20 protein-coding genes are annotated in these 22,442 nt (G+C 67.7%); 9 read left to right on the top strand and 11 right to left on the bottom strand.

The annotated features are described in order from the left end of the window. Positions 1 to 14: 14 nt before the first annotated feature. On the bottom strand, positions 15 to 575 hold the full coding sequence (locus LTA6_RS08635) for an acyl-CoA thioesterase (protein WP_341977485.1): 561 nt from the start codon (positions 573 to 575) through the stop codon (positions 15 to 17). Between the two features lie 130 nt (positions 576 to 705). Between LTA6_RS08635 and LTA6_RS08630 the strand changes: the two genes are divergently transcribed. Continuing rightward, the gene (locus LTA6_RS08630) at positions 706 to 1,212 is read left to right on the top strand and encodes a GNAT family N-acetyltransferase (protein ID WP_341977483.1); all 507 of its coding nucleotides are present in this window, start codon (positions 706 to 708) and stop codon (positions 1,210 to 1,212) included. A gap of 199 nt (positions 1,213 to 1,411) precedes the next feature. Next, positions 1,412 to 2,203, top strand: a complete 792-nt coding sequence (locus LTA6_RS08625) for a CPBP family intramembrane glutamic endopeptidase (RefSeq protein WP_407359183.1) — start codon at positions 1,412 to 1,414, stop codon at positions 2,201 to 2,203. Between the two features lie 12 nt (positions 2,204 to 2,215). Here the strand turns inward: LTA6_RS08625 and LTA6_RS08620 are convergent, their stop codons facing one another. From LTA6_RS08620 to LTA6_RS08610, 3 genes are read right to left on the bottom strand one after another with little or no spacing between them, the layout of a single operon-like run. Further along, positions 2,216 to 3,898 carry a cytochrome b/b6 domain-containing protein gene (locus LTA6_RS08620; protein WP_407359182.1) on the bottom strand — a complete coding sequence of 561 codons (1,683 nt, stop codon included), beginning with the start codon at positions 3,896 to 3,898 and terminating at the stop codon, positions 2,216 to 2,218. A gap of 2 nt (positions 3,899 to 3,900) precedes the next feature. Then, positions 3,901 to 4,872: an electron transfer flavoprotein subunit alpha/FixB family protein gene (locus LTA6_RS08615; RefSeq protein ID WP_407359181.1), complete on the bottom strand. Its 972-nt coding sequence runs from the start codon at positions 4,870 to 4,872 to the stop codon at positions 3,901 to 3,903. 2 nt (positions 4,873 to 4,874) lie between these two features. Further along, positions 4,875 to 5,651 carry an electron transfer flavoprotein subunit beta/FixA family protein gene (locus LTA6_RS08610; protein ID WP_407359180.1) on the bottom strand — a complete coding sequence of 259 codons (777 nt, stop codon included), beginning with the start codon at positions 5,649 to 5,651 and terminating at the stop codon, positions 4,875 to 4,877. Positions 5,652 to 5,772: 121 nt separating this feature from the next. Here LTA6_RS08610 and LTA6_RS08605 point away from each other — a divergent pair, with 121 nt between their 5' ends. From LTA6_RS08605 to LTA6_RS08595, 3 genes are read left to right on the top strand one after another with little or no spacing between them, the layout of a single operon-like run. After that, positions 5,773 to 6,309, top strand: coding sequence for a MarR family winged helix-turn-helix transcriptional regulator (locus tag LTA6_RS08605; protein WP_407359179.1), 537 nt, complete (start codon positions 5,773 to 5,775; stop codon positions 6,307 to 6,309). Position 6,310: 1 nt separating this feature from the next. After that, positions 6,311 to 6,781, top strand: coding sequence for an SRPBCC family protein (locus LTA6_RS08600; protein ID WP_407359178.1), 471 nt, complete (start codon positions 6,311 to 6,313; stop codon positions 6,779 to 6,781). Continuing rightward, a complete protein-coding gene (locus LTA6_RS08595) occupies positions 6,778 to 7,221 on the top strand; it encodes a YdeI/OmpD-associated family protein (protein WP_407359177.1) in 444 nt (147 codons plus the stop codon). Before LTA6_RS08600 ends, LTA6_RS08595 begins: the two co-directional genes overlap by 4 nt. A 47-nt stretch (positions 7,222 to 7,268) precedes the next feature. Here LTA6_RS08595 and LTA6_RS08590 read toward each other — a convergent pair whose 3' ends face one another. From LTA6_RS08590 to LTA6_RS08575, 4 genes are all read right to left on the bottom strand, one after another. After that, positions 7,269 to 8,045, bottom strand: coding sequence for an enoyl-CoA hydratase-related protein (locus LTA6_RS08590; RefSeq protein WP_407359176.1), 777 nt, complete (start codon positions 8,043 to 8,045; stop codon positions 7,269 to 7,271). A 120-nt stretch (positions 8,046 to 8,165) separates the two neighbouring features. Beyond that, on the bottom strand, positions 8,166 to 9,068 hold the full coding sequence (gene mmsB / locus LTA6_RS08585) for a 3-hydroxyisobutyrate dehydrogenase (RefSeq protein ID WP_341977466.1): 903 nt from the start codon (positions 9,066 to 9,068) through the stop codon (positions 8,166 to 8,168). Then, positions 9,065 to 10,249 (bottom strand): acyl-CoA dehydrogenase family protein, encoded by a 1,185-nt coding sequence (locus tag LTA6_RS08580; protein ID WP_341977464.1) that lies wholly within the window; start codon positions 10,247 to 10,249, stop codon positions 9,065 to 9,067. The genes mmsB and LTA6_RS08580 overlap by 4 nt, the downstream gene beginning before the upstream one ends. Positions 10,250 to 10,264: 15 nt before the next feature. Continuing rightward, entirely contained in the window at positions 10,265 to 11,767 is a 1,503-nt protein-coding gene (locus LTA6_RS08575) for a CoA-acylating methylmalonate-semialdehyde dehydrogenase (protein ID WP_341977462.1), read from the bottom strand. Positions 11,768 to 12,003: 236 nt separating this feature from the next. On the opposite strand from LTA6_RS08575, the gene LTA6_RS08570 reads away from it, so the two are divergent. From LTA6_RS08570 to LTA6_RS08560, 3 genes are all read left to right on the top strand, one after another. Beyond that, entirely contained in the window at positions 12,004 to 14,811 is a 2,808-nt protein-coding gene (locus tag LTA6_RS08570; protein WP_341977460.1) for an immune inhibitor A domain-containing protein, read from the top strand. 521 nt (positions 14,812 to 15,332) lie between these two features. Beyond that, the gene (locus tag LTA6_RS08565; RefSeq protein WP_341977458.1) at positions 15,333 to 16,316 is read left to right on the top strand and encodes a hypothetical protein; all 984 of its coding nucleotides are present in this window, start codon (positions 15,333 to 15,335) and stop codon (positions 16,314 to 16,316) included. A 172-nt stretch (positions 16,317 to 16,488) separates the two neighbouring features. Continuing rightward, positions 16,489 to 17,094, top strand: a complete 606-nt coding sequence (locus LTA6_RS08560) for an antibiotic biosynthesis monooxygenase (RefSeq protein WP_341977456.1) — start codon at positions 16,489 to 16,491, stop codon at positions 17,092 to 17,094. Positions 17,095 to 17,127: 33 nt separating this feature from the next. On the opposite strand, the gene LTA6_RS08555 is transcribed toward LTA6_RS08560, so the two are convergent. After that, positions 17,128 to 18,093, bottom strand: a complete 966-nt coding sequence (locus tag LTA6_RS08555; RefSeq protein ID WP_341977453.1) for a glycoside hydrolase family 43 protein — start codon at positions 18,091 to 18,093, stop codon at positions 17,128 to 17,130. Between the two features lie 23 nt (positions 18,094 to 18,116). Next, positions 18,117 to 19,562, bottom strand: a complete 1,446-nt coding sequence (locus LTA6_RS08550) for an alpha-L-arabinofuranosidase C-terminal domain-containing protein (RefSeq protein ID WP_341977451.1) — start codon at positions 19,560 to 19,562, stop codon at positions 18,117 to 18,119. A gap of 157 nt (positions 19,563 to 19,719) precedes the next feature. Here LTA6_RS08550 and LTA6_RS08545 point away from each other — a divergent pair, with 157 nt between their 5' ends. Further along, complete coding sequence (locus LTA6_RS08545; RefSeq protein WP_407359175.1) at positions 19,720 to 21,123, top strand: ricin-type beta-trefoil lectin domain protein; 1,404 nt, start codon at positions 19,720 to 19,722, stop codon at positions 21,121 to 21,123. A gap of 66 nt (positions 21,124 to 21,189) precedes the next feature. Here the strand turns inward: LTA6_RS08545 and LTA6_RS08540 are convergent, their stop codons facing one another. Beyond that, positions 21,190 to 22,323, bottom strand: a complete 1,134-nt coding sequence (locus LTA6_RS08540) for an ROK family protein (protein ID WP_407359174.1) — start codon at positions 22,321 to 22,323, stop codon at positions 21,190 to 21,192. Positions 22,324 to 22,442: the final 119 nt, after the last annotated feature.

The following is a 22,442-nucleotide window of genomic DNA, read 5'->3' as shown; positions in this document are numbered from 1 at the left end:
CCGGACGGGCGGAGTCAGTTCCAGACGCTCGGCGCCGTCTTCCGCACCGGCGGCAGGGCAGATGCCGCCGCCCAGTCGTGCACCCATTCGTCGATCTCGGGCACGCCCTCCGGCTTGCCGACGGCCGCGAAGAGCTCCTCGTTGCTGACGGTGCCGCCGGTGCGCCGCAGCATCCGCGCCCGCACGATCGCGCGCGCATAGATCTCGCCGTCGACGACCGCGCGGTGCTCCATGAACAGCGCCTTCTCGTCGTGCCCGATGAACCGGGACTGGATCTCGAATCGCTGCCACAGTTCCAGCGACTTGCGGAAGGTGATCGTCTCGCTGGAGACCACCGCGTACCAGCCCTGCTTCTTCATCGCATCGAACAGGCCGGTGCGGATCAGCTGGTCCCAGCGCCCGAGATCGAACAGCGACAGATATCGGCCGTTGTTCATGTGGCGGAGGATGTCGATATCGGAGGGGAGCGTCGTCGCTCGGATGCTCCCCACCGCCGTCGGGTCGAGGGTCTGCCCCCGTCGCACGCGGCGACGAGCGCCGAGGATCACCAGGAGAGTGCGCCAGATCACGTTCACGAGGATCGATCGTAGCCATCGGTGCACGTTTCGCGAACATCGTTGTACGAACCCTCCATCCGGTGCGCGTGCGTCTTGGATGGCATCCGCTCGATTTCCTGTTCGCGGGAGCCGCGCGTAGAGTCGCGGCATGAGCGCCGAAGCCCACTCCGAAGTCATCGTCCGTCCGGTCCGTGATGTCGATGCGGAAGCCCTCGGTCGCGTGCACGCCCAGTGCTGGCACGAGACCTACGACCACCTGATCAGCAAGGCCGCCCTCGAGAAGGTGTCCCCGCGCCGCATGGCGGAGCTCTGGACGCACTGGGCCGCACAGGGCGAGGATTTCCGGATGAGCGCTGCGCTCGTCGACGGTGAGATCGTCGGTTTCGCCGGCTCCGGCCCCGCCCGCGACAAGGACGCCCCGGCCTTCCGGGAGCTGTACTTCATCTACCTGCTCGACGCCTGGCACGGTACGGGAATCGGCCAGCGCCTGTTCGAGTCCGCTGCCGCCGACGACGAGTCGCTGTACCTCTGGGTCGCGGAGGACAACCCCCGCGCGCACCGCTTCTACACGCGCAACGGATTCACGCTCGACGGCGCTTCGCACACCGAGCCCTTCCTCGGCGAGACGCTCACCGAGGTCCGCTTCGTGCGCTGAGCGCGTTCGCGACTCCTGAGAAACGGCTTCCCCGCTCGCGCGGGGAAGCCGTTTCTGCGTGTGCGCCAGGAGCCGTGAGGATTCCGGATACCCCGAGTCAGGCTTCGGGTTTCCCGCGTTCCTGCGGGTATGAGCGCTCGCCTAGAGTCCTAGACGCGCAGAGTCCGCGCGTCCGCTCCTCACACGAACCGAGGTCACCATGGTTGCGTCTCCCCCGCTCGCCCGCTCTGCCCGATCGACGGTCACCGATGTCACGTGGTTCTTCGCGATCGCCATCCTCCTGTGCTTCTCGCTGTCGGTTCCGATGGTCTTCCGACTCGTCCCCACGGACTTCAACAACCTGATCACGCCGCTCCTGCAGCTGACCCCTCTGCTCGCAGGGATCATCATGTGGCTCGCCCGGCGACCAGGGACGTTCCGAGAGACGTTCGCCACCGGGTGGCGCGGCACGCCTCGGTGGATCGGTATCGGTATCGGCCTCATCGCGGCGATCGCCGCGATCCAGACCGCCGTTGCACTGGCATTGGGCATCTGGGAGTTGAACCCGCTCGACCAGATCGCCGCGGCGACCATGTGGGTCGTTCCGGTCCTCCTCATGCAGTCCGTCTTCGCCATCGGCGAGGAGTTCGGCTGGCGCGGCTGGCTGTCGACGCGCGCCGCGTCGTGGGGTTTCTGGCCGCTGGCTCTGGTCAGCGGTCTGGTCTGGATCGTCTGGCACCTGCCCGTGCTCGCAGTGATCGGCGATCGACCGCTCTGGGACATCGTCATCTACTTCGCGGGCATGCTGCCGTGGGCGCCGCTCCTGCTCGCCCTTCGCTGGCGATCGGGCAGCGTCTGGCCTGCGGTGCTGGCGCACGGGGCGATCAACAGCATCCGGGTGTACCTGCTGCAGTCCGTCCCCAACGCGACGGATCACCTGCTCATCGAGGTGATCGGCTGGGTGCTCACGCTCGCCGCCGCCGCGTGGTTGATGCGCCCCCGCAAGGCGTAGCCCCTCGGGGGCTCAGCGGCCGGAGACGTTGCCGAAGAGCTTGGCGATCGGTGCGAGCACCAGGGGCCGGGCGGCGATCCAGGCGACGATGATCACGACGACGGATGCCGTGAACACCCAGAACCCGGTCCAGCCGACGGCATCCGACGACGCGAACATGTGGTTCAGGTTGCGCAGGAAGCCGGTGAGGAACACCAGCGCCACGTGCCCGATGATGAACGCGACGAAGTACAGCATCACGGGGAAGTGCACGGCGCGCGCCCATTCGACCGGGTACGCCTTCGACAGGCGCTCCGCCTTCTTCGGCCACATCCCCGACATCCGGAACCCGGTGGCAGCGGCCAGCGGCGCGGCGAGGAAGACGGTGGTGAAGTAGGCGAGCTGCTGCAGGCTGTTGTAGTTCACCCAGCCGTGTTCGGTCGGCCAGTTGAAGGAGACGTACTGCAGCGCTGCGGACAGCGCGTTCGGCAGCACCTCCCAGCTGGTCGGCACGATGCGCACCCAGTGCCCGGTGACGAAGATCAGCACGACGAAGGTCACGCCGTTCACGAGCCAGAGGATGTCCAGCGCCTGGTGGAACCACAGGGTGAGGCTGATCTTGCCCTTGCCGTTAGTACTGCCACGGGGAGCCCAGAACACGGTCGGACGCTTCTCGGTGCGCACGCGCAGGCCGGAGCGGATGATCAGCACGATCAGGAACATATTGAAGAAGTGCTGCCAGCCGATCCAGGGCGCGAAGCCGGGGGCGACCTCGATGGCGGGGTCGTATTCGCCGGGGAACGCCGCGAGGAAGTCCTGCATGAACGGCATGCTCAGCAGCGCACGCACGAATGCGACGGCAGCGCCGGCGAGGATGCCGAGAGCGGCGGCTCCCAGCAGACCCGCGATGCCCTGCGTCCAGGTCGGGCGACGGCGATCGGATGCCGGAGCGGGAGCATGCCGCGGAGCGCTGCCGTGCCACACCGTGCGCGTGAACGGGATCGGCGCCAGTTCGCCGGCGGCGACGATCGGCGCGACCGCCTTCTGCTCGGGGGCGCTCTCTTCGGGGACGACGACCGGCGACTCGACGCCTTCGTACGCGGCCTCGTCGATCTCGCTCACCGTCGCTGCGGCGAGAGGAACCGTCCCGGCGGGCGGCCACGGGTCTCCCCCGACCGCACGCGGGAGTCCACGCCGGACAGGAATTCCGCCATCGTCCGCGGCGCTGGATGCTGCCGCGCGGACTGCATCCCCGCCACCGGCCGTCGAGTGCGCCGCAGGCGCACTCCCGGTCGTTGAGCGAGCCGCAGGCGAGTCGGAACGCGCCTCTCCGGCGTTCGGCGCGGGCTGAAGCGTGGAATCGCGCTCCGCTGCATGCGGCGACAGCGAATCGGGAGTCGCTGTCGCGACCGCATCGGCGGGCGGCCATGGCTCGCCACCGACGACACGGGGCAGACCGCGGCGGAGCGGGGCCGCCGCGTTGCGATCGGTCGTTGAGCGAGGGAGCGGAGCGACCGAGACGAAACGCTCATCTCCGACCGGAGACTCGGAACCGTGCTGCGTTTCGTCTCGCTCCGCTCGCTCAACGACCGGGGAAGACGCCTCCGCGGCCTCGACCACAGCCTCGACGGCGACCTCGGCGACGGCATCCGCGGGCGGCCACGGCTCGCCGCCGATCACGCGGGGCAGTCCCCGCCGCAGCATCCGCGTCGCCATGTCTACTTCTTCCGCGCCTCGAGCGCGGCGATGATCTGGGGAACGATCGTGAACAGATCGCCGACGATGCCGAAGTCGGCGACGTCGAAGATCGGCGCCTCCGCATCCTTGTTGATCGCCACGATCGTCTTCGACGTCTGCATGCCGGCGCGGTGCTGGATCGCGCCGGAGATGCCGAGTGCGACATAGAGCTGCGGCGACACCGAGACGCCGGTCTGTCCGACCTGGTGCGACTGCGGAATGTATCCGGCGTCGACCGCCGCACGCGAGGCGCCGACGGCCGCACCGAGGGCATCGGCCAGCTCTTCGACGAGCGCGAACTTCTCCTTGGAGGCGAGTCCGCGCCCTCCGGAGACGACCCGGGTCGCACCGCGCAGATCGGGCCGGGACGACGCGACCTCGACGGCTTCGACGGCTCCGGCCTTGGCCGCGATCGCGCCGGACGGTGCGACCTCGAGCGCTTCGACGACGGGGGCGGCGACAGCTTCCGCCCGCGCATCGACGGCACCCTGACGAACCGTGATCACGGCTGCGCCGTATGTCGGCGCCGAGTCGACGAGATACGCGCCGCCGTAGACCGAGTGATGCGCGACGATACCTTCTTCGTCGCGGGAGACGCCGATCGCGTCCGCCGAGAGGGCGCTCTTCGTGCGGACGGCGAAGCGTCCGGCGACATCACGCCCGGTGATCGAGTTCGAGATGAGCACGGCATCCGGGCGCACCTTTTCGGCGGCGGCCTGCAGCGCGTCGACGATCGGAACCGTGAGTGCGGCGTCATCGCCCTGCGCGGTGAGTACGACGGATGCTCCCGCAGCGGCCGCCGCGTCGACGGCCGCCTGTGCGCCGCCCACCACGAGCGCCACCGGTGAGCCGACCGCCGCAGCCGCACCGATCAGCGCGGCGGTGCTCGACGCCGCATTCCCTGCCGGGTCGACATCCACCAGGACGAGGATCGAGTTCTCGGGGTAGCTCATCGTCACACCAACCTGTTCTGCACGAGGTACTCCACCAGCTGGTTGCCGGCATCGCCCTCATCGGTGATCTTCACGCCGGCCGCACGTGGCGGCTTCTCGGCGATCGCGGTCATGATCGTGCGGGGTGCCGCCGCCGGATCTGCCGACACCTCGAGGTCGGCCAGCGAGAGCACCTCCAGGGGCTTCTTCTTGGCCGCCATGATGCCCTTGAAGTTGGGGAACCGCGCGTCCGGAAGCGCCTCCGTCACCGAGATGACCGCTGGCAGCTGAGCGGAGACCGGTTGCGCGCCGGCATCCGCCGCCCGCGTACCGGAGATGCTGTCCGCGCTGATCTCCACGGCGCTGAGCGCGGTCGCCTGCGCGAATCCGAGGTGCTCGGCCAGCATCGCCGGGATGACTCCGCCGGAGCCGTCGGTGGAGAGATTGCCGGTGATGACGAGGTCTGCCCCGACTCGGCGGATCGCCGCGGCCAGCACCTCGGCGGTGAGTCCGAGGTCGGCTCCAGCGAGCTGTTCGTCGGCGATGTGCACCGCAGATGCCGCGCCGATGGCGAGGGCCCTGCGCACCGAAGCCGTCGACGATTCCGGCGCCATCGAGAGTGCCACGACCTCGGCGTCCGGATTCTTGTCGGCATAGCTCAGCGCGACCTCGAGAGCGCGCTCGGTGATCTCGTCCAGCACCACGTCACCTGCGGACCGCTCGGCGAGTCCCGTCTCGAGATTCAGCTTGCGATCGCCATAGGTGTCCGGCACCTCTTTGACCAGGACGAAGATCTTCATCGATTGCTCCTCACGACTGTGTCGATTCTAGACCGTGATACTCAGTTTCACTTGCCATGCTACTGAGCGTCACGGTTGGTCGCTCCCGGCCGCGCCCAGCGGGATGGCCTACCGTAGAGCCGTGGCCCAACTCCGTCCGCTCCCCGTGGATCCGCTCGCCGAGGCGAAGCGGCAATGGGTCGCGCACGGATGGACGGATGCCGCGGACGGCATGACTGTGGTGATCTCGGTGATGCGCGCGCAGCAACTGCTGCTCGCCCGCGTCGAAGCGACGCTGAAGCCGTTCGAACTCAGCTTCGCCCGTTACGAGGTGCTGCGCCTGCTCGCCTTCAGCCGCAGTGGGCGCCTTCCGCTGTCGAGCGTGGTCGCGCGGTTGCAGGTGCACGCCACCACGGTGACGAGCACGTCCGATCGACTGGTGCGTGACGGACTCATCGTGCGCGAGCCCCATCCGCATGACGGTCGGGCCGCACTCCTCGCTCTGACGGATGCCGGCCGCGAGCTTGTCGAACGCGCAACGACGGCGTTGAACTCCGAGGTTTTCGCCGCCCCCGGCATCAGCCGCGACGACGCGGCCGACCTCGTCGGGATCGTCGCCCGCCTGCGCAGAGACGCCGGCGACTTCACCGATCCTCGCCCGCAGCCCGCCCCGCTCTGAGATGGCGCAGTTCCTGCTGGAGCGGATCATCGCCGCTCCCCCGAGCGAGGTCTTCGCCGCGTCCCTCGACCCGGCCCTGCACGTGCGCTCGATGGCGCGGTTCGGCGAGACCATGGTGGAGGCGCCGGAAGGCGGCGTCTTCCGCGAGGGGTCGACGGTGACGTGGCGCGCGCGGCACTTCGGCATCCCGTTCCGGCTGCGCTCGATCGTCTTCGACATCGATCCGCCTCGCGGTTTCCGCGACCGGCAGATCAGCGGACCGTTCGGTGCGTTTCTGCACGAGCACGCCTTCGAGGAGCATCCACGGGGCACCCTGATGCGCGACACGATCACGTTCCGATCTCCGCTCGGTCCGATCGGGCGACTCGTCGACGCGATATTCATGCGCGCGTACATGCGACGGATCATCGACGAACGCAACGCGGTGCTGGCTGCCGAGGTCGAGGGCCGGCGGCGTACGCTGACGTCATGACCGCGCTGCACCTGCACACCGTCCTCATCGGCCGGGGACCGGCCGCGGCGATCTTCCTCAGCGATGAGCAGGTCGCCTCTCTCGGCGCCGGCAAGGCCTTCCCCGTCGTCGTCTCCTTCGGCGACCGGAGCGCCCGGTTGCGGCTGTCGCGGATGGGAGGGGAGAACATGATCGGCTTCAGCAAGGCGACGCGGGCCGACCTCGGGCTGGAGATCGATCAGGAGATCGAGGTCACGATCACGGTGGACACGGCTGAGCGGGTCGTCGAGATCCCTCCGGCCCTCGCCGAAGCCCTGGCCGCAGAGCCGGAGCTGCGGGCGCTGTTCGATGCTCTGCCGTACTCGATCCGCAAGGAGCACGCCCGCACCGTCGCCGAGGCGAAGCAGGATGCCACCCGCGAGCGTCGTCTGGCGAAGATCCTCGACGGACTGCGCGGTTGACTCCGGCCCGCCCGCGGCGTGCATGACTGCGCAGTTGTGAGCCACGCTCAGCGGTTCTGGAAGCCCGGCACGCGCTTCTCCCGGAAGGCCGACATGCCTTCCTTCTGATCCACGGTGTCGAACAGCGCGGCGAAGGCCTGCTTCTCGTGCTCGAGACCCTCGGCGAGCGTCGTCTCCATCGCAGCATCCAGTGCAGCCTTTGCCGCGTAGACGGAGGGCAGCGACTTCGAGGCGATCGAATCGGCGAGCTTCGACGCCTCGGCGAGCAGATCGGATGCCGGAACGACTCGCGACACCAGACCGGCGCGCTCCGCCTCCTCGGCGCCCATGAAGCGCCCGGAGAGCACGAGTTCGGCCGCCTTGTAGTAGCCGACGGCGCGGATCAGTCGCTGCGTGCCGCCCATTCCGGGGATGACGCCGAGGTTGATCTCGGGTTGACCGAACTTCGCCGTGTCGGCGGCGAGGATGATGTCGCACATCATCGCGAGTTCGCAGCCGCCGCCGAGAGCGAAGCCGGAAACTGCCGCGATCACCGGAGTGCGCACGGCGGCGAAGTCGCGCCAGGAGCCGAAGTGGTCGGTCTCGAGCATCTCTGATGCCGACATCCCCTCCATCTCCTTGATGTCGGCACCGGCAGCGAAGGCCTTCTCCGACCCGGTCAGCACGATCGCGCCGATGCCCTCGTCGGCATCGAAGTCGACGGCGGCCGCGGTGACCTCTTCGGCCACGCGCCCGTTCAGCGCGTTCAGCGCCTGCGGCCTGTTGAGCGTGATCCAGCCCACGCGTCCCCGCTGCTCGACCAGGATCGTCTCGTACTCGGCCATCGTGCCTCCGCTTCGTCGTGGGTGGGTTTCAGTATTGCGGGAGTTGCGTGATTGAGAACGCGTTTCGTCTCGGTCGCAGGCTCCCTCGCTCAACGACCGGGGGGGGAGTGCTGCGACGCGTCAGACGCGGTCCTCGCGAATATCGGTGATGATGCCGGAGAAGTCGCGCCCTGCCCCGTCGCCGGCAGCGTACGCCGCGTAGATCTGCTGGGCGAGGCGGCCCATCTGCGCATCCGTCGACGTCTGCTCGATCGCCTGCAGCGCGAGGCCGAGATCCTTGGCCATCAGCGCACCGGCGAAACCCGGCTGGTAGTCGCGGTTCGCCGGGCTGGTCGGCACCGGGCCGGGCACGGGGCAGTTGGTCGTGATCGACCAGCACTGACCGGATGCCTGCGACACGACGTCGAACAGCGCCTGGTGTTCGAGTCCCAGCCGTTCGCCGAGCACGAACGCCTCGGCGACGGCGATCTGAGAGACCGCGAGGACCATGTTGTTGCACACCTTCGCCGCCTGACCGAGTCCGGGCCCGCCGCAGTGCACGATGCGCTTGCCCATGGCCTCGAGCAGCGGCAGCGCAGCGGCGAAGTCGTCGTCGGAGCCGCCGACCATGAAGGCCAATGTGCCGTTCTCGGCACCGACGACACCGCCCGAGACCGGGGCATCGACGTTGCGGTGCCCCGCGGCGAGCGCGAGCTCGTGCGCGGTGCGGGCCTCATCGACGGCGATCGTCGAGGACTCGATGAACAGCGTTCCCGGCCGGGCTGCCGCCAGCAGCTCTCCCCGATAGGCGTCGATCACGTGCCTGCCTGCGGGGAACATCGTGATCACGACATCGGCGTTTGCGACGGCATCCGCACCGCTCGCTGCGACCGGGATGCCTGCCTCTCCTGCGGCCTCGACCGCGGCGGGAACCAGGTCGAAACCATGCACCTCGTACCCGGCCTTGACCAGGTTGACGGCCATCGGCAGTCCCATGTGCCCGAGCCCGAGGAAGGCGACCACTTTCGATGCGGTCGCGGTCATGATGCGCTCCGCATCGAGCCGGAGCCGGCGGGCCGCAGCATCTCTCGTCCGACGATCAGGCGCATGATCTCGTTCGTCCCTTCCAGGATCTGGTGCACCCGCAGATCACGGACGACCTTCTCGATCCCGTAATCCTGAAGGTACCCGTAGCCGCCGTGGAGTTGAAGAGCGCGATTGGCGACATCGAAACCGGCATCCGTCGCGAAGCGCTTGGCCATCGCACAGCGCATCGTCGCGTCGGGCGCGTGCTCGTCGACCGCCTGAGCACCGTCGCGGACCATGAGCCGTGCCGCCTGCAGATCGGTGCGCATATCGGCGATGGCGAACAGGATCGACTGCTTCTCGGCGAGCGGCTCGCCGAACGCGACCCGCTCGTGCACGTACTGCACGGCGCGGTCCAAAGCCCACTGCGCGCCTCCCAGCGAGCAGGCGGCGATATTGAGACGACCGCCGTTGAGCGCCGACATCGCGATCGCGAAGCCCTTGCCCGGCTCTCCCAGCATGGCGGACGCCGGCACACGCACGCCGTCGAGGATGACCTGCCGTGTGGGCTGAGCGTGCCAGCCCATCTTCTTCTCGAGGGACCCGAAGCTCAGCCCCTCGGCGTCACCGGCGACGAGGAACGCGCTGATTCCGCGCGCGCCCGGCTCACCGGTGCGCGCCATCACGACGTAGACCGCGGCTTCGCCGGCGCCCGAGATGAACTGCTTCACGCCCGTGAGCACGTAGTCGTCACCATCGCGGACAGCGCTGGTCGCGATGTTCGCGGCGTCCGAACCGGCGCCGGGCTCGGTGAGGCAGTAGCCGCCGAAATCGGTCATCGCCGTGAGCTTCGGCAACCACTCGCCGCGCTGCGAATCATCACCGTAGGTGTCGATCATCCAGACGACCATGTTGTGGATCGAGATGTAGGCGGCGACCGCCGGGTCTCCCTTGGCGAGTTCCTCGAAGATCGCGACGGTGTCGGTGCGGCTGAGGCCGGTGCCGCCGAACTCCTCGCGCACGTAGATGCCGCCGAGGCCCAACTCGCCTCCGCGCTGCAGTGACTCCCTCGGGAAGACGTGCTTCTCGTCGCGCTCATTCGCGTGCGGCGCGAGCTCGGCGTCGACATACTCGCGGACGGCGTCGAGGATCGCCTCGCGTTCTTCGGCGGTCGTGGTGGTGACGGTACTGATTGTCATGGTGGCTCCGGGAGATCAGTGCATTGTGGGGATGACGAAGCTGGCGCCATCGCGGATGCCCGCCGCCGGCCAGCGGCTGGTGACCGTCTTGGTCTTCGTGTAGAAGCGGAAGGCGTCGGCGCCGTGCTGGTTGAGATCGCCGAAGCCAGACCTCTTCCAGCCGCCGAAGGTGTAGTACGCGATCGGGACCGGGATCGGCACGTTGATGCCGACCATGCCGACGTTGACCCTGGCGGCGAAGTCGCGGGCGGCGTCGCCGTCACGGGTGAAGATCGCGACGCCGTTGCCGAACTCGTGCTCGGATGCCATCCGCAGCGCCTCTTCGTAGTCGGCGGCCCGGGCGATGACGAGCACCGGCCCGAAGATCTCCTCCCGGTAGATCGTCATGTCGGTCGTGACGTGGTCGAACAGCGTCGGGCCGAGGTAGAAGCCTTCCTCGTGACCGTCGACGCGGAAGCCGCGACCGTCGGCGAGGAGGGTGGCGCCTTCGTCGACGCCCTGCTGGATGTATCCCTCGACGCGCTCGACCGCTGCGCGGTTCACGAGCGGACCGTAGTCCACGTCCTCGGCGAGCGAGGGGCCGATGCGCAACTGTGCGACGCGCTCGGTGAGCTTCGCCGCCAGCGCATCCGCCGTTTCTTCGCCGACCGGCACAGCGACCGAGATCGCCATGCACCGCTCGCCCGCAGAGCCGTAGCCGGAACCCATCAGCGCGTCGGCAACCTGGTCGAGATCGGCATCCGGCATCACGATCATGTGGTTCTTCGCGCCGCCGAAGCACTGCGCCCGCTTGCCGTGCGCGGCAGCGGTCGAGTAGATGTACTCGGCGATCGGCGTGGAGCCGACGAAGCCGACGGCCTGGATCCGCGGATCGGTGAGGATCGTGTCGACGGCTTCCTTGTCGCCGTGCACGACGTTGAGGATGCCGGCCGGAAGGCCCGCCTCGAGGAAGAGCTCGGCCAGTCGCACCGGAACCGAAGGGTCGCGCTCGCTGGGCTTGAGCACGAAGGCGTTGCCGGCCGCGATCGCGGGGCCCGCCTTCCACAGCGGGATCATCGCCGGGAAGTTGAACGGGGTGATGCCTGCGACGACACCGAGCGGCTGCCGCATCGAGTAGACGTCGATACCGGCCCCTGCGCCGGTGGAGTACTCGCCCTTGAGCAGATGCGGCGCGCCGGCCGCGAACTCGATGACTTCGAGGCCGCGCTGGATGTCGCCCTTCGCGTCGTCGAGCGTCTTGCCGTGCTCGCTGGAGAGGAGCCGGGCGATCGCCGTCATGTCCTTCTGCACGAGATCGAGGAAGCGCAGCAGCACGCGGGCGCGCTTCTGCGGGTTGGTCGCAGCCCATTCCGGCTGCGCCGCCTCGGCGTTGTCGATGACGCGTCGCACTTCGTCGGGCGAGGCGAGCGGCACGCGCGCCTGCACCGATCCGGTGCTCGGGTCGAAGACGTCGGCGAAGCGTCCGCCGTCAGGGGTGAGAAGCGATCCGCCCACGAAGTGCGGGATAGTACGAGTCATTGTGTGACATCCCTCCGTGCCTTCATTGGCACAATGACGATGTTACTCCGGCATCCGATTATTTACTAGGAGATCCTTGTATCTGGATGACTGCACCGAAGCCACACGAATCTCCCGCCACCTCTTCCGTTGCGGCGCGGTGCACGGTAGATCTTGTTCGGTGCGCCTGATCGGCGCACAACCCGATCGCACCGTGGCGATGACCTTTCGCCCTGGCGCGCGCGAAAAGGAGAAACATGTCTCAATGGACGGCTCAGGCACGACGACGTGCCTTCGCCACGAGCACGGCGTTCGCACTCGCGGCCACCGGGTTCGTGACACTCGGATCCGGCTCGGCCACCGCGGCCCCACCGGATGCTGATGCCCCACCGGCACCGGCAGTCATCGGCGCCGACGAGTACTACATGAACTACGTGGCACCGCGGGCGGAAGGGGCATTCGACTCCTCCGATGATTCGGTGATCACCAGCGGCAACGCCAGAGGGCCCTATGGCGGCTCCCCTCTGGAGCATGCGCAGAAGAACGATGAGAAGCACGCGCACGGCAATCCGGTGGCGGCCAGGCAGCTGGCGAAGACCGAGGCCCAATCCATCAAGACGGGCAAGAGCCCGAAGGCGTTGAAGCACTCCAAGACCACTCAGCAGGCGAAGCTGCTCACGATCCTCGTCGAGTTCGACGGCACCGACGACTTCTCCGACGTCTATGTGCCCACCGAGTTCGGCGCCACGACCTGCATGCCCGGCAGCGAGCAGGGGCCCACCCTGCACAACAACATCCCGAATCCGGCGGATGCCGCACAGGCGGACAACAACAGCATGTGGGTGCCGGACTTCTCGTCCGAGCACTACAACAAGATGCTCTTCTCTGAAGACGGCATCACGGAGCGCGTGCGCACCGACCTGACCGGACCTGACGGACAGCCCGGCTTCGACATCTCCGGCTACACGATGAAGAACATGTACGAGGAGATGTCCCGCGGCGCGTACTCGCTCAGCGGCGAGGCGACGGCATGGGTCTCGGTGCCCCACTCCGAGGGCTACTACGGCGCAACGGTGTGCCACCTCAACGACGAGGGCGAGTATGAGGCCGGCCCCATGCAGGACCAGCAGGGTCACCCGGACAACCCACTCGGCCCCGGACAGCTGCCGATCGACGCGGTCGCGGCAGTCGCCGCAGACAACCCCGACTTCCCGTGGGCCGATTACGACATCGAGGACCAGGGCGACCGCGACGGTGACGGCAACGTCAACGAACCCGACGGCGTCATCGACCACGTCGTGCTGGTGCACGCGGGCGAGGACAAGTCGGGCGGCGGCGGAAAGGAAGGCACCTACGCGATCTGGGCGCACTCCTCAGCCGTGGCCGGCGGAGCCGTCATCCCCGGCACCGACTTCCAGATCTCGAACTACATCGTGCAGCCCGAGGACTCCGGCGTCGGCGTATTCGCGCACGAGTACGGTCACGACCTGGGCCTGCCCGACCTGTACGACACGTCGAACAACGGCAACTCCGACATCGACTTCTGGGATCTGATGAGCTCGGGATCGCACTCGGGGCCGATCTTCCAGTCGATGCCGACCCACATGGGCCTCTGGGACAAGTGGGTGCTCGGCTGGGTCGACCCTCAGGTCGTGAACCCCGGCGATGACACCACCACCGTCAAGGTCGGTCAGACGTCGCGCCCGAAGAAGGGCACGAAGGACGGCATCAAGATCAACCTTCCGGACAAGGAGATCGTTCTCGCCCAGCCGCACAGCGGCGCGGAGATGTGGTACTCCGGCGCGGATCAGAGTTGGGCCGATGTGCGTCTGACCCGGACGATCGAGTCGGTACCGGCCGATGCCAGGTTCTGGATGTGGAACGACTACGTCATCGAAGAGGACTGGGACTACGGCTTCGTCGAGGTCTCGGCCGACGGCGGAACCACCTGGACCGAGCAGAAGGTCTACGACGAGTCCGGTGCACTGGTCTCGACCGATGACGGCTATTCCGACCCGAACGGGCGGATGAAGGACTACGGGAACAAGAAGTACGGTCTCACGGGTTCTTCCGGTGGATGGCGTCACGACTACGTGGACCTGTCGGCGTTCGCCGGCCAGAACATCCAGATCCGCCTGCGGGAGGCGACGGATGCCGGCTTCGAAGAACGCGGATGGTTCTCGGATGACTTCGCGCTCACCAGCGCGGGCGCCGGGGTGTGGACCGACGACGTCGAGTCCGGCGACAACGGCTGGACCGCGACCGTCGAAAGCTGGACCGACACGACAGGAGCCGGATGGCACCGCGACAGCGGCACCCAGGTCAAGGCGCAGTACTACCTGGTCGAATGGCGCAACTACGACGGCTTCGATGAAGGCCTGAAGTACGGGTACACCACCGTGTACTCCGCTGAAGGCTGGAAGGTCGAGAAGGTTCCGTACAACGCGCCCGGCGCACTGATCTGGTACCGCGACACCGCCTACGGTGACGTGAACCACGTCAGCTCGAACCTGACCAACCTGCCGAGCTACGGCGCCAAGGGCGGCCTGCTGCTCGTGGACAGCCACTTCGACCCGCTGCGCCGCACCGGCGCCGAGGCTGAGCTCGACCCGTCGCTGCTGAAGAACGTGTCGACTCGCGCGCAGTCGTCGAACGCCGCATTCGGCCTGGTGCCGACCGCGTCGTTCAAGGACTGCCTGGTCGACGCCGCGCTCAGCAACGAGGCGTGCACGACCTTCGCCCCGCAGGCGCCGGTGAGCACCTTCACCGACGACCAGGGCTGGGTCGCCGGCATCGAGCTGCGCGACGGCCAGCTGCTGAACCGCCTGCGTGACGCGTCTGTGGTCGTGCCGTCGGTGAATGAAGCGCCGTACTCCACGCGAGTGGTGAACCCGGACGGCACCCCCGCAACCGACGTGTACGGCCTCGACCTCGGATTCACGGTGCTCGGCACCGGAAACCCGGCGGATGCAGGAGTCGGTTACGGCACGGTGGTCACCGTGAAGAAGTCGATGCAGAACGACACCGCGGCGCTGATCACGGTCACGCCGCCCCGCGCGGAGTGATCCCGACGGGCTGAGCACAGAAGCGCCGGTTCTGACACAGGTCAGAGCCGGCGCTTCTTTGTGGGCGACGTCCGGTCGCCTCGATTCAGGCGGCGCTACGCCGCGCGAGCAGGAGCCAACCGGCGGCGAGCAGGAGAAGTGCCGCCGCCGCGGCGAACCCGCTGAACTCTGCTTCCGCTCGATGCTCAGGCGCACGAGGAGACCTTCATCGCCGGTTCACCATCCGGACACCTTCGTTCCGTATACCTGCAGGTGCGCGGATGGACTTAGACCGGATCGGGTAGTCATTTGATTCCGCGCACGGTGAGCGCTCTCGTCGCTCCCACCGCGGTTCACAAACCGCAAGACCCCCGCCGAATCGGGTCGGCGGGGGTCTTCTCTTTCCTCTCGGTCCCTTTCAAAGAGCGCAAATGGCTCGATCTCCGGCCATTTTCGAGCCGTTTGCGCTCTTTAAAAGTTGAGGAGGGGCCTCCTGTGGACAACTTCTGCGAAGCCGGCGACGATCCTGGCACGGTGTCGCCATGGGACGAAAGCAGAATCTGCCGACACACCTCGGCTCCGCCTTCACTGTCACCGTCGCGAAAGCGAACGGAATCGGTCGAGGAAGGTTGCGCGGTTCAGACCTCGCTCGCCCCTTCCACGGCGTGCGCATTCAGACGCAGGCCGCCGATGGCCCAGACACGGTGCAGACCGATGATCCGTACGAACGACAGCGGCTCTTTCGCGTGATGCGTGCCAGAGAGTATGAAGCACGGCTTCACCCGGGGCATTGTTTCAGCCGGCAGACCGCCGCGTCGGCGTGGGGCGCCCCGCTGCCGCTCGAGGTCGACCCGCGAGGCAGACCGCTGGACTTCGCGCACCTCGACCTCCACGTGTGCGCGCTTGGTCCGGCACCGCTCCCGCGCGCGGCGGGAGTCGCCGGGCATCGCACACTGTCCAGCCTCATGACGGTGCGGGAACACAGCGGGCTTCGGCTCTCCTCACCTGCCTCGACGTGGGCGTCTCTCGGTTCCCTGTCGGTTCCCGATCTGATCGCACTCGGCGACTACTTCTGCCGTCGATGGCGGGAGAGTTATGGCCGTCCGCATGCCGGACGCGAGCCGCTGGCAACCGTCGATGACCTGAAGGCAGCCGTCGACGCCGGACGCCGGCACGGAGCATCCCGCCTCCGCGAGGCGCTCGAATGGATCCGCGAAGACTCCTGGTCGCCGCGCGAGTCCATGGTCCGGTACATCCTGGTGAGCGCCGGCCTGCCGGAACCCGAACTCAACGTCGACCTGTTCGACGGGCGCGGCCACTTCCTCGGATGCGTAGACATGGCCTATCGCGAGAAGCGGGTCGCGATCGAGTATCTCGGGATGCTGCACGGCGAGAGCTGGGCGCGTGACGTCGAGCGGATCGCTGCCCTCCGCGCCGACGGCTGGAACGTGATCGAGGTCACCTCGTCGCTGCTGAAGAACCGGGCCGAACTCATCCGCCGCGTCGCCGCCGCTCTCAGCCGCTGAGAACCCGATTCAGAGAGCGCAAACGGCTCAATCCGGGCGGTTTTTCGAGCCGTTTGCGCTCTCTGAAACCCCAGCCGGCTGCCGGAGTAGAATTGACACAGCGCCGATACCCTGGCGCATCCGCACTCGGGCGTGCCCGTGATCCGGGCACGCCTGCTTTCCTGAGGCCACGATGTCCCGCGAATCCCGCACGCTGCCCAGCGAGCCGATCACCGTCTCCATCCGTCGAGAGGTGGATCCCGCCCGCATCGCCGAGGCGACCGCATGGGTGCAGACGGGCCTGAACCTCGCGAGCAAGTATCCCGGGTTCCTCGGATCTGGGTGGGTGCGAGCCGGCGAGAACTCGCAGGTGTGGCACATGCTCTACCGGTTCGCGGGCACCGAGACCCTCGAGGCCTGGGAGCAATCCGCTGAGCGCGAGTGGTGGCTGTCGATGGGCGAGGGTTTCGTCCGCAGCGAGCGCTCGAAACGTCGCACCGGCATCGAGGGCTGGTTCGATGAGCCGGCGACCGGATCGATCACGGTGGTGGATGCCGCCACCGGTGCGACAGAGGTCGTCACCGCACCGCCGCGCTGGAAGCAGGCCGTCGCGATCTGGCTGGGATTCTTCCCGCTGAACGTCGGCTTCACCTATCTGATGAACCCGATACCCGGTTGGGGCGACGTGCTGCCGATCTGGCTGCGCGTACTCATCACCACGCTCGTGCTCACCCCGATCATGACCTATTGGGTGCTGCCGTGGGTCACGCGCTCGCTGCGGAACTGGCTCGCCCGCTGACAGACGTTTCGAATCGCTCGAGTGGAATCCGTATCAGTCCACGAGACGAACGCGATCCTCGGTCTCGACGACCTCGTGCAGTTCGGCACGCACACGCGGGGTCCCCATCCCGCGGTGCAGCACGAGCATCGTGCGCCCGTCGAACGTGTCGAACAGCATGCCGTGGCCCGCGTTGCCGTCGACCAGGGTCTCGAGCTGCTCCCAGGGTCCCGTCAGCTGTCCGTTGCGCGACACGGCCATCGTCTCGACGTAGTCGGATCCGTCGTCGCGCGGATGATAGGTCGCCCACAGCATCACGAGCGCGCCACTGCGCAGCCGCCTCAGCTGCGGACCGTCGGTGACGTACGGCATCCGGGTCCTGGCGCTCGGCGGCAGCGTTCTCAGCAGCGCCGCCTCCGAGCCGCGGAAGAGCAGAATCGGATCACCGGAGGCCGCCGTGAGGTCGAGCGCGAGCGGTACGGCCTCGATCGTCCCGTCGAAGATCTGCACCCATTCGTGCGCGTAGACCATCCACGCCGCACCGTCGTCATCGACGAACAGGGTGCCGTCGAGCGTCATGAACTCGGCCGGCGCGACGGGCGCGTCGGCGCGCAGCAGCTCGAACGGCCCGGCCGGATGATCGGCCACGGCGATCACCGTGCCCCTCGCCGTCGGAATGTACGCGGAGCCGCCGTCCTCTGCGAACGCTCGGAACCGCGCTCCACCGGGCACGTCCAGCTGCCGTGACGAGTCGTGCAACGTCGTGAACAGGTAGAAGCGACCACGGTATTCGTGGACTTCCGGCGCCCACGGCGCTTCGGTCGCGGAGGCCCATGATCCCTCCGGCACGCGGAACACGACGACCGGCTCATCATCCCAGTTATCGAGGTCGGCACTGCGGTACGCGACGACGGCCGGCTGGTCCCGCGCCGCGGTGTACAGGTAGTAGGTCGAATCCGCCGCGTACGGGAGGATGAACGGGTCGTGCGCCCAGAAGTCGTCGAGTCGTTGCATCGTCATGATCCCTTCACGAGGTGGGAGCCTCAGACGCCCGCGACGTCTGCCCGAACGGTGACGACGCTGCACGGCGGCACGTCCAGCACCAGCCGCGACCCGGTCACTGCAACGCCTTCGAACGCCGTCAGACCCACGGCGGATGGCACCTCGAAGGTGTTGTGGTCGGTCGATGATCCGGCGAGGATCTCGCTGCGCCGGATGGTGCCGATGGCCCCTGGCAGGTCGATCTCGATCCGGGCAGGGCGATCCAGCGCGTAGTTCACGGCGCTCACGGTGACGGCCCCGTCCTTGCGAGAAGCCGTGACGTCGGTGTGCGGCGGCAGCGAACCCTCGATCGGCAGCAGTGTCGCGTCGTGGTGATCGGTGTACAGCGCGAAGGCGAAGTACGTCGGCGTCTTGATCAGGCTCGGGCCGTCGGTGAGCAGCATCGCCTGCAGCACGTTGACCATCTGCGCGATGTTCGTCATCCGCACGCGCGCCGCGTGCCGATGGAAGACGTGGAAGTTCAGCGCTGCCACCACGGCATCGCGCATCGTGTTCTGCTGGTACAGGAAGCCGGGATTGGTGCCCTGCTCGACGTCGTACCAGGTCCCCCACTCGTCGACATAGATCCCGACGCGCTTCGCGGGGTCGTAGCGATCCATGATCTCGCCGTGGCGAGTGAGCAGGGTGTCCATGAACAGGGTGCGACGGATGGTCTCGTACCACGCCGCGTCGTCGAAGCCACGAGCAGCGCCCTTCACGTCCCAGTTCCCGGTCGGGAGCGTGTAGTAGTGCAGGCTCAGCGCGTCCATGTGACCCGCAGCGCGTGCCATCAGGACATCGGTCCATTCGTAGTCGTCGGCGTTGGCGCCGCAGGCGACTTTGGTGATGCGATTGTCTCCGTAGTCGCGCACGTACGTCTGGTACTGCCGGTACAGGTTCGCATAGTGCAACGGCATCATGTTGCCGCCGCATCCCCAGCTCTCGTTCCCGACGCCGAAGAACTGCACCTTCCACGGCTGCGCGCGCCCGTGGCTCTTACGCAGTTCGGCCATCGGCGTGTGGCTGTCGAGCGTCATGTACTCGATCCAGTCCTGCATCTCGGCGACGGTGCCGCTGCCCACGTTGCCGTTGATGTATGCCTCGGCATCGAGCTGGTTCAGCAGCTCGAAGTACTCGTGGGTGCCGAACTCGTTCGGGTCGACCACGCCGCCCCAGTGCGTGTTCACCATCGCGCCCCGGTCGGGCCCGATCCCCTGCAGCCAGTGGTATTCGTCGGCGAAGCATCCGCCCGGCCACCGCACGACCGGCACCTTGATGTCGCGCAGGGCCTGGATCGCGTCGATCCGCAAGCCGTTGCGATTCGGGATGTCGGAGGATTCACCCACCCAGAGACCCTCGTAGATGCCGCGCCCCAGATGTTCGGCGAACTGTCCGTAGATGCGGCGATCGATGACGGGCGAGGCAGATTCAACGACGGCGGTGATCATTCCTGCAACGTTATAGAGCCTGGCGGCGGAACCGCAAGTACTTTTTCTCACCGTTATTTTAACCCTTGAGTATTAACGCCTCCCGTGCAACGCTGGCCGAGTGTCGATACCCGTCGACGCCCGCGCAGAGTCGCGCACCCGAACCGAACGGATCCCGATGAAGAGACAGATCGGAGCGGCCGTCGCGGCCGCCGCCCTCCTGATGGGCATCGCCCCGTTGCCCGCCACCGCAGCTCAGGGAGGCCCGCACAGTACCAACGAATTCCGCGGGGTGAACTGGGCCGACCCCCGAGACAACTATGCAGACGACGAGGTCGTGCCGTCCGGCCTCAGCACCTCCGACGACTACGACACGACATACGACAAGTCGGCCGCCATCATCGGCGAGTTCCGCGCGGAGGTCAGGGCCAACACGGTCCGCCTGCCGATCAACCCCTCGAGCGTCGGCACCGACTGGTGGGCGTCGTATCAGGCGGCCATCGACGCCTCGGTCGACAGCGGTTTCAAGGTCATCCTCAGCTACTGGGAGGCGGACAACGCGAAGGACGGGCGAGCGGACGACGCTGCCGCCTTCGACGCGATGTGGGACACCGTGGTGGCCGAGTACGGCAAGAACCCGAAGGTCTACTTCGAGCCGATGAACGAGCCGTTCGGCTACACGCTCGACGAGTGGGTGTCGCTGACATCCGGATGGCTCGACGACCATGCCGCCGTGCCGCGCAAGCGCGTGATCATCTCCGGCACGGGCTACAACGACGACGTGACCGGCGTCGGCGCAGCCGAAGAGCTGGAGGGCACGCTGCTGTCGCTGCACTTCTACGGCTTCTGGGCGAGCCACACCACGGAGGACGAGTGGAAGGCGAACCTGCTGCCCCGCATCGGCGAGTACGGCTGGCGCACCCTGGTCTCCGAGGCTGGATCCCCGATGACCACCGGCCTGAACTACGGCAACCACGAGGGCGACGTGTCGACCGCGTACCTCGGTGCTCTCACCGAGGTCACTCGCGACCAGGGGATGGGCGTCGTCTACTGGCCCGGCCTTCGCACCGGGGATTCGTACACGCTGACGGAGCAGACAGATGACGGCGGGCTCGAGGTGACGAACGAGTCCGGTCTCGCCCAGCTCCAGTGGGGCTGGGGCCTGCTCAAGAAGGAGCAGCTCAACGACCTGCCGCCGGCTCCCCCCGGTGAACCCCTGAAGAGCGTCGCGCACGGCGTGTGCGTCGACGTGCCCGGCGGCTCGACGACTCCCGGCACGCAGCTGGGCCTGTGGCACTGCAACGGGGGCGGCAACCAGTCGTTCCACGCGACGGATGCCGGCGAGCTCTCGGTCTACGGAGACCTCTGCGTCGAAGCCGTCGGCGGCCTGGTCGCGGGTAGCCCCCTCGCCATCGCCGACTGCTCGGGCGACGCGGCACAGCAGTGGCTGGTGAACGCCGACCTCACCATCAGCAGCGGCGCAGATCCAGGACTCTGCCTGGCGACGCCGGCCAACGAGTGGGGCCTCGCGCTGGCACCCTGCGACCCCGCCTCGCCGACCCAGCAGTGGACGCGCGGGTAGCCACCGCCATCATGGAGAAGCCCCGCGACCCGATCGGGTCGCGGGGCTTCTGCGTCTCACCTGCGCTCAGAGGGCGACGGGGATGTGCGTCGTCAGCAACCCCGCGTCGACGAGAGAGCGCTCGAGTGCGATCAGGGCGACGCCGGTCGCCACCGGGTTCCCCGACACCGTCGACACCACCAGCTCTACGTCTCCGCCCGCATGCCCCGGCGACTGCTCCCGCAGGTGACGGCGAGCCGGTTCGAGCAGGTGGGAGCCCAGCCCCCAAGTGGTCCAGCCGGTGAGCGTCACGACCTCGGGGTTGACGATCGCAACGAGGTCTGCGAGTGCGGACCCGAGATAGTAGGCGGTCCGGTCGAGCGTCTCCGCGACGGCCGGATCCGGCTCGGGCGCGTTCGCGGCAGCCGCGAGTGCGGCGATGAAGTCGGCCTGCAGGGCGACGTCGGCCAGCGGATGGTCCTGCGCGATCTCGCGGAGCGTCTGCTGGATGCCGGGTGCCCCGATGTACGCCTCGACGCAGCCGTTTCGCCCGCAGCGGCAGCGCCGTCCGTCGAGGACGAGCAGGGAGTGCCCCCACTCCCCCGCAGAGTTCGTCGCACCGCGCAGGATCCGCCCCTCGAGGACGATGCCCGCTCCGACGCCGGTGCCGAGGTTCACGGTGACGAGGCTGGCCGCCGAGCGGCCTCGACCGAGCCAGAGTTCGGCGGCGACCATGGCCTTCAGCGGGTTCTCGATCACAAGCGGCAGGCCGACCCGGGTGCGCAGGTGCTCCAGCTCGACGGAGTGCCAGGTCCAGTTCGGCACTAGCACCGAGACGCCGGAGGGTTCCTGCACGAGGGCGGGAAGGGCGACTCCGACGCCCAGCAGCGCATCCCGCGAGACGTTCTCCTGCAGCAGCATCCGATCGAGCGCGCCCCCGATCTCCTCGACGACGGATGCCGGGTCGAGGATGTGCTCGTCGCGCTCAGTCACCGTCGTGGCGAGCTGGGTCAGTGCGGTGTCGAAGAGCACGGTGCGCACGTAGGTCTCGGCGACATCGATGCCGACCACCCGCCCGCGGTCGCCGTTCATGCCGATCACCGCGGTCGGTCGGCCGATGCCGCCCGCGATACCGCGGGTCTCGGCGATGATGCCCTCGTCGATGAGCTCGCCGACGATGGTCGCCACCGTGGCCGGGCTCAGCCCCGTGGACTGTGCCACGCCGTTCCTCGTGGTCTGGCCCGCAGACAGGACGGCATGGAGGACGTCGACGCGCGAGTCGCTGCGGATATCCCGCGATGTCCGCCTCGCCAGCCCCATACTCACTCCCTCTGCTCGTG

The organism is Microbacterium sp. LTA6 (assembly GCF_045690355.1).
In the GTDB taxonomy this organism is placed as follows: domain Bacteria; phylum Actinomycetota; class Actinomycetes; order Actinomycetales; family Microbacteriaceae; genus Microbacterium.
Note: the sequence above shows the minus strand (reverse complement) of the source record. Positions and strands in the feature narration are given on the sequence as shown.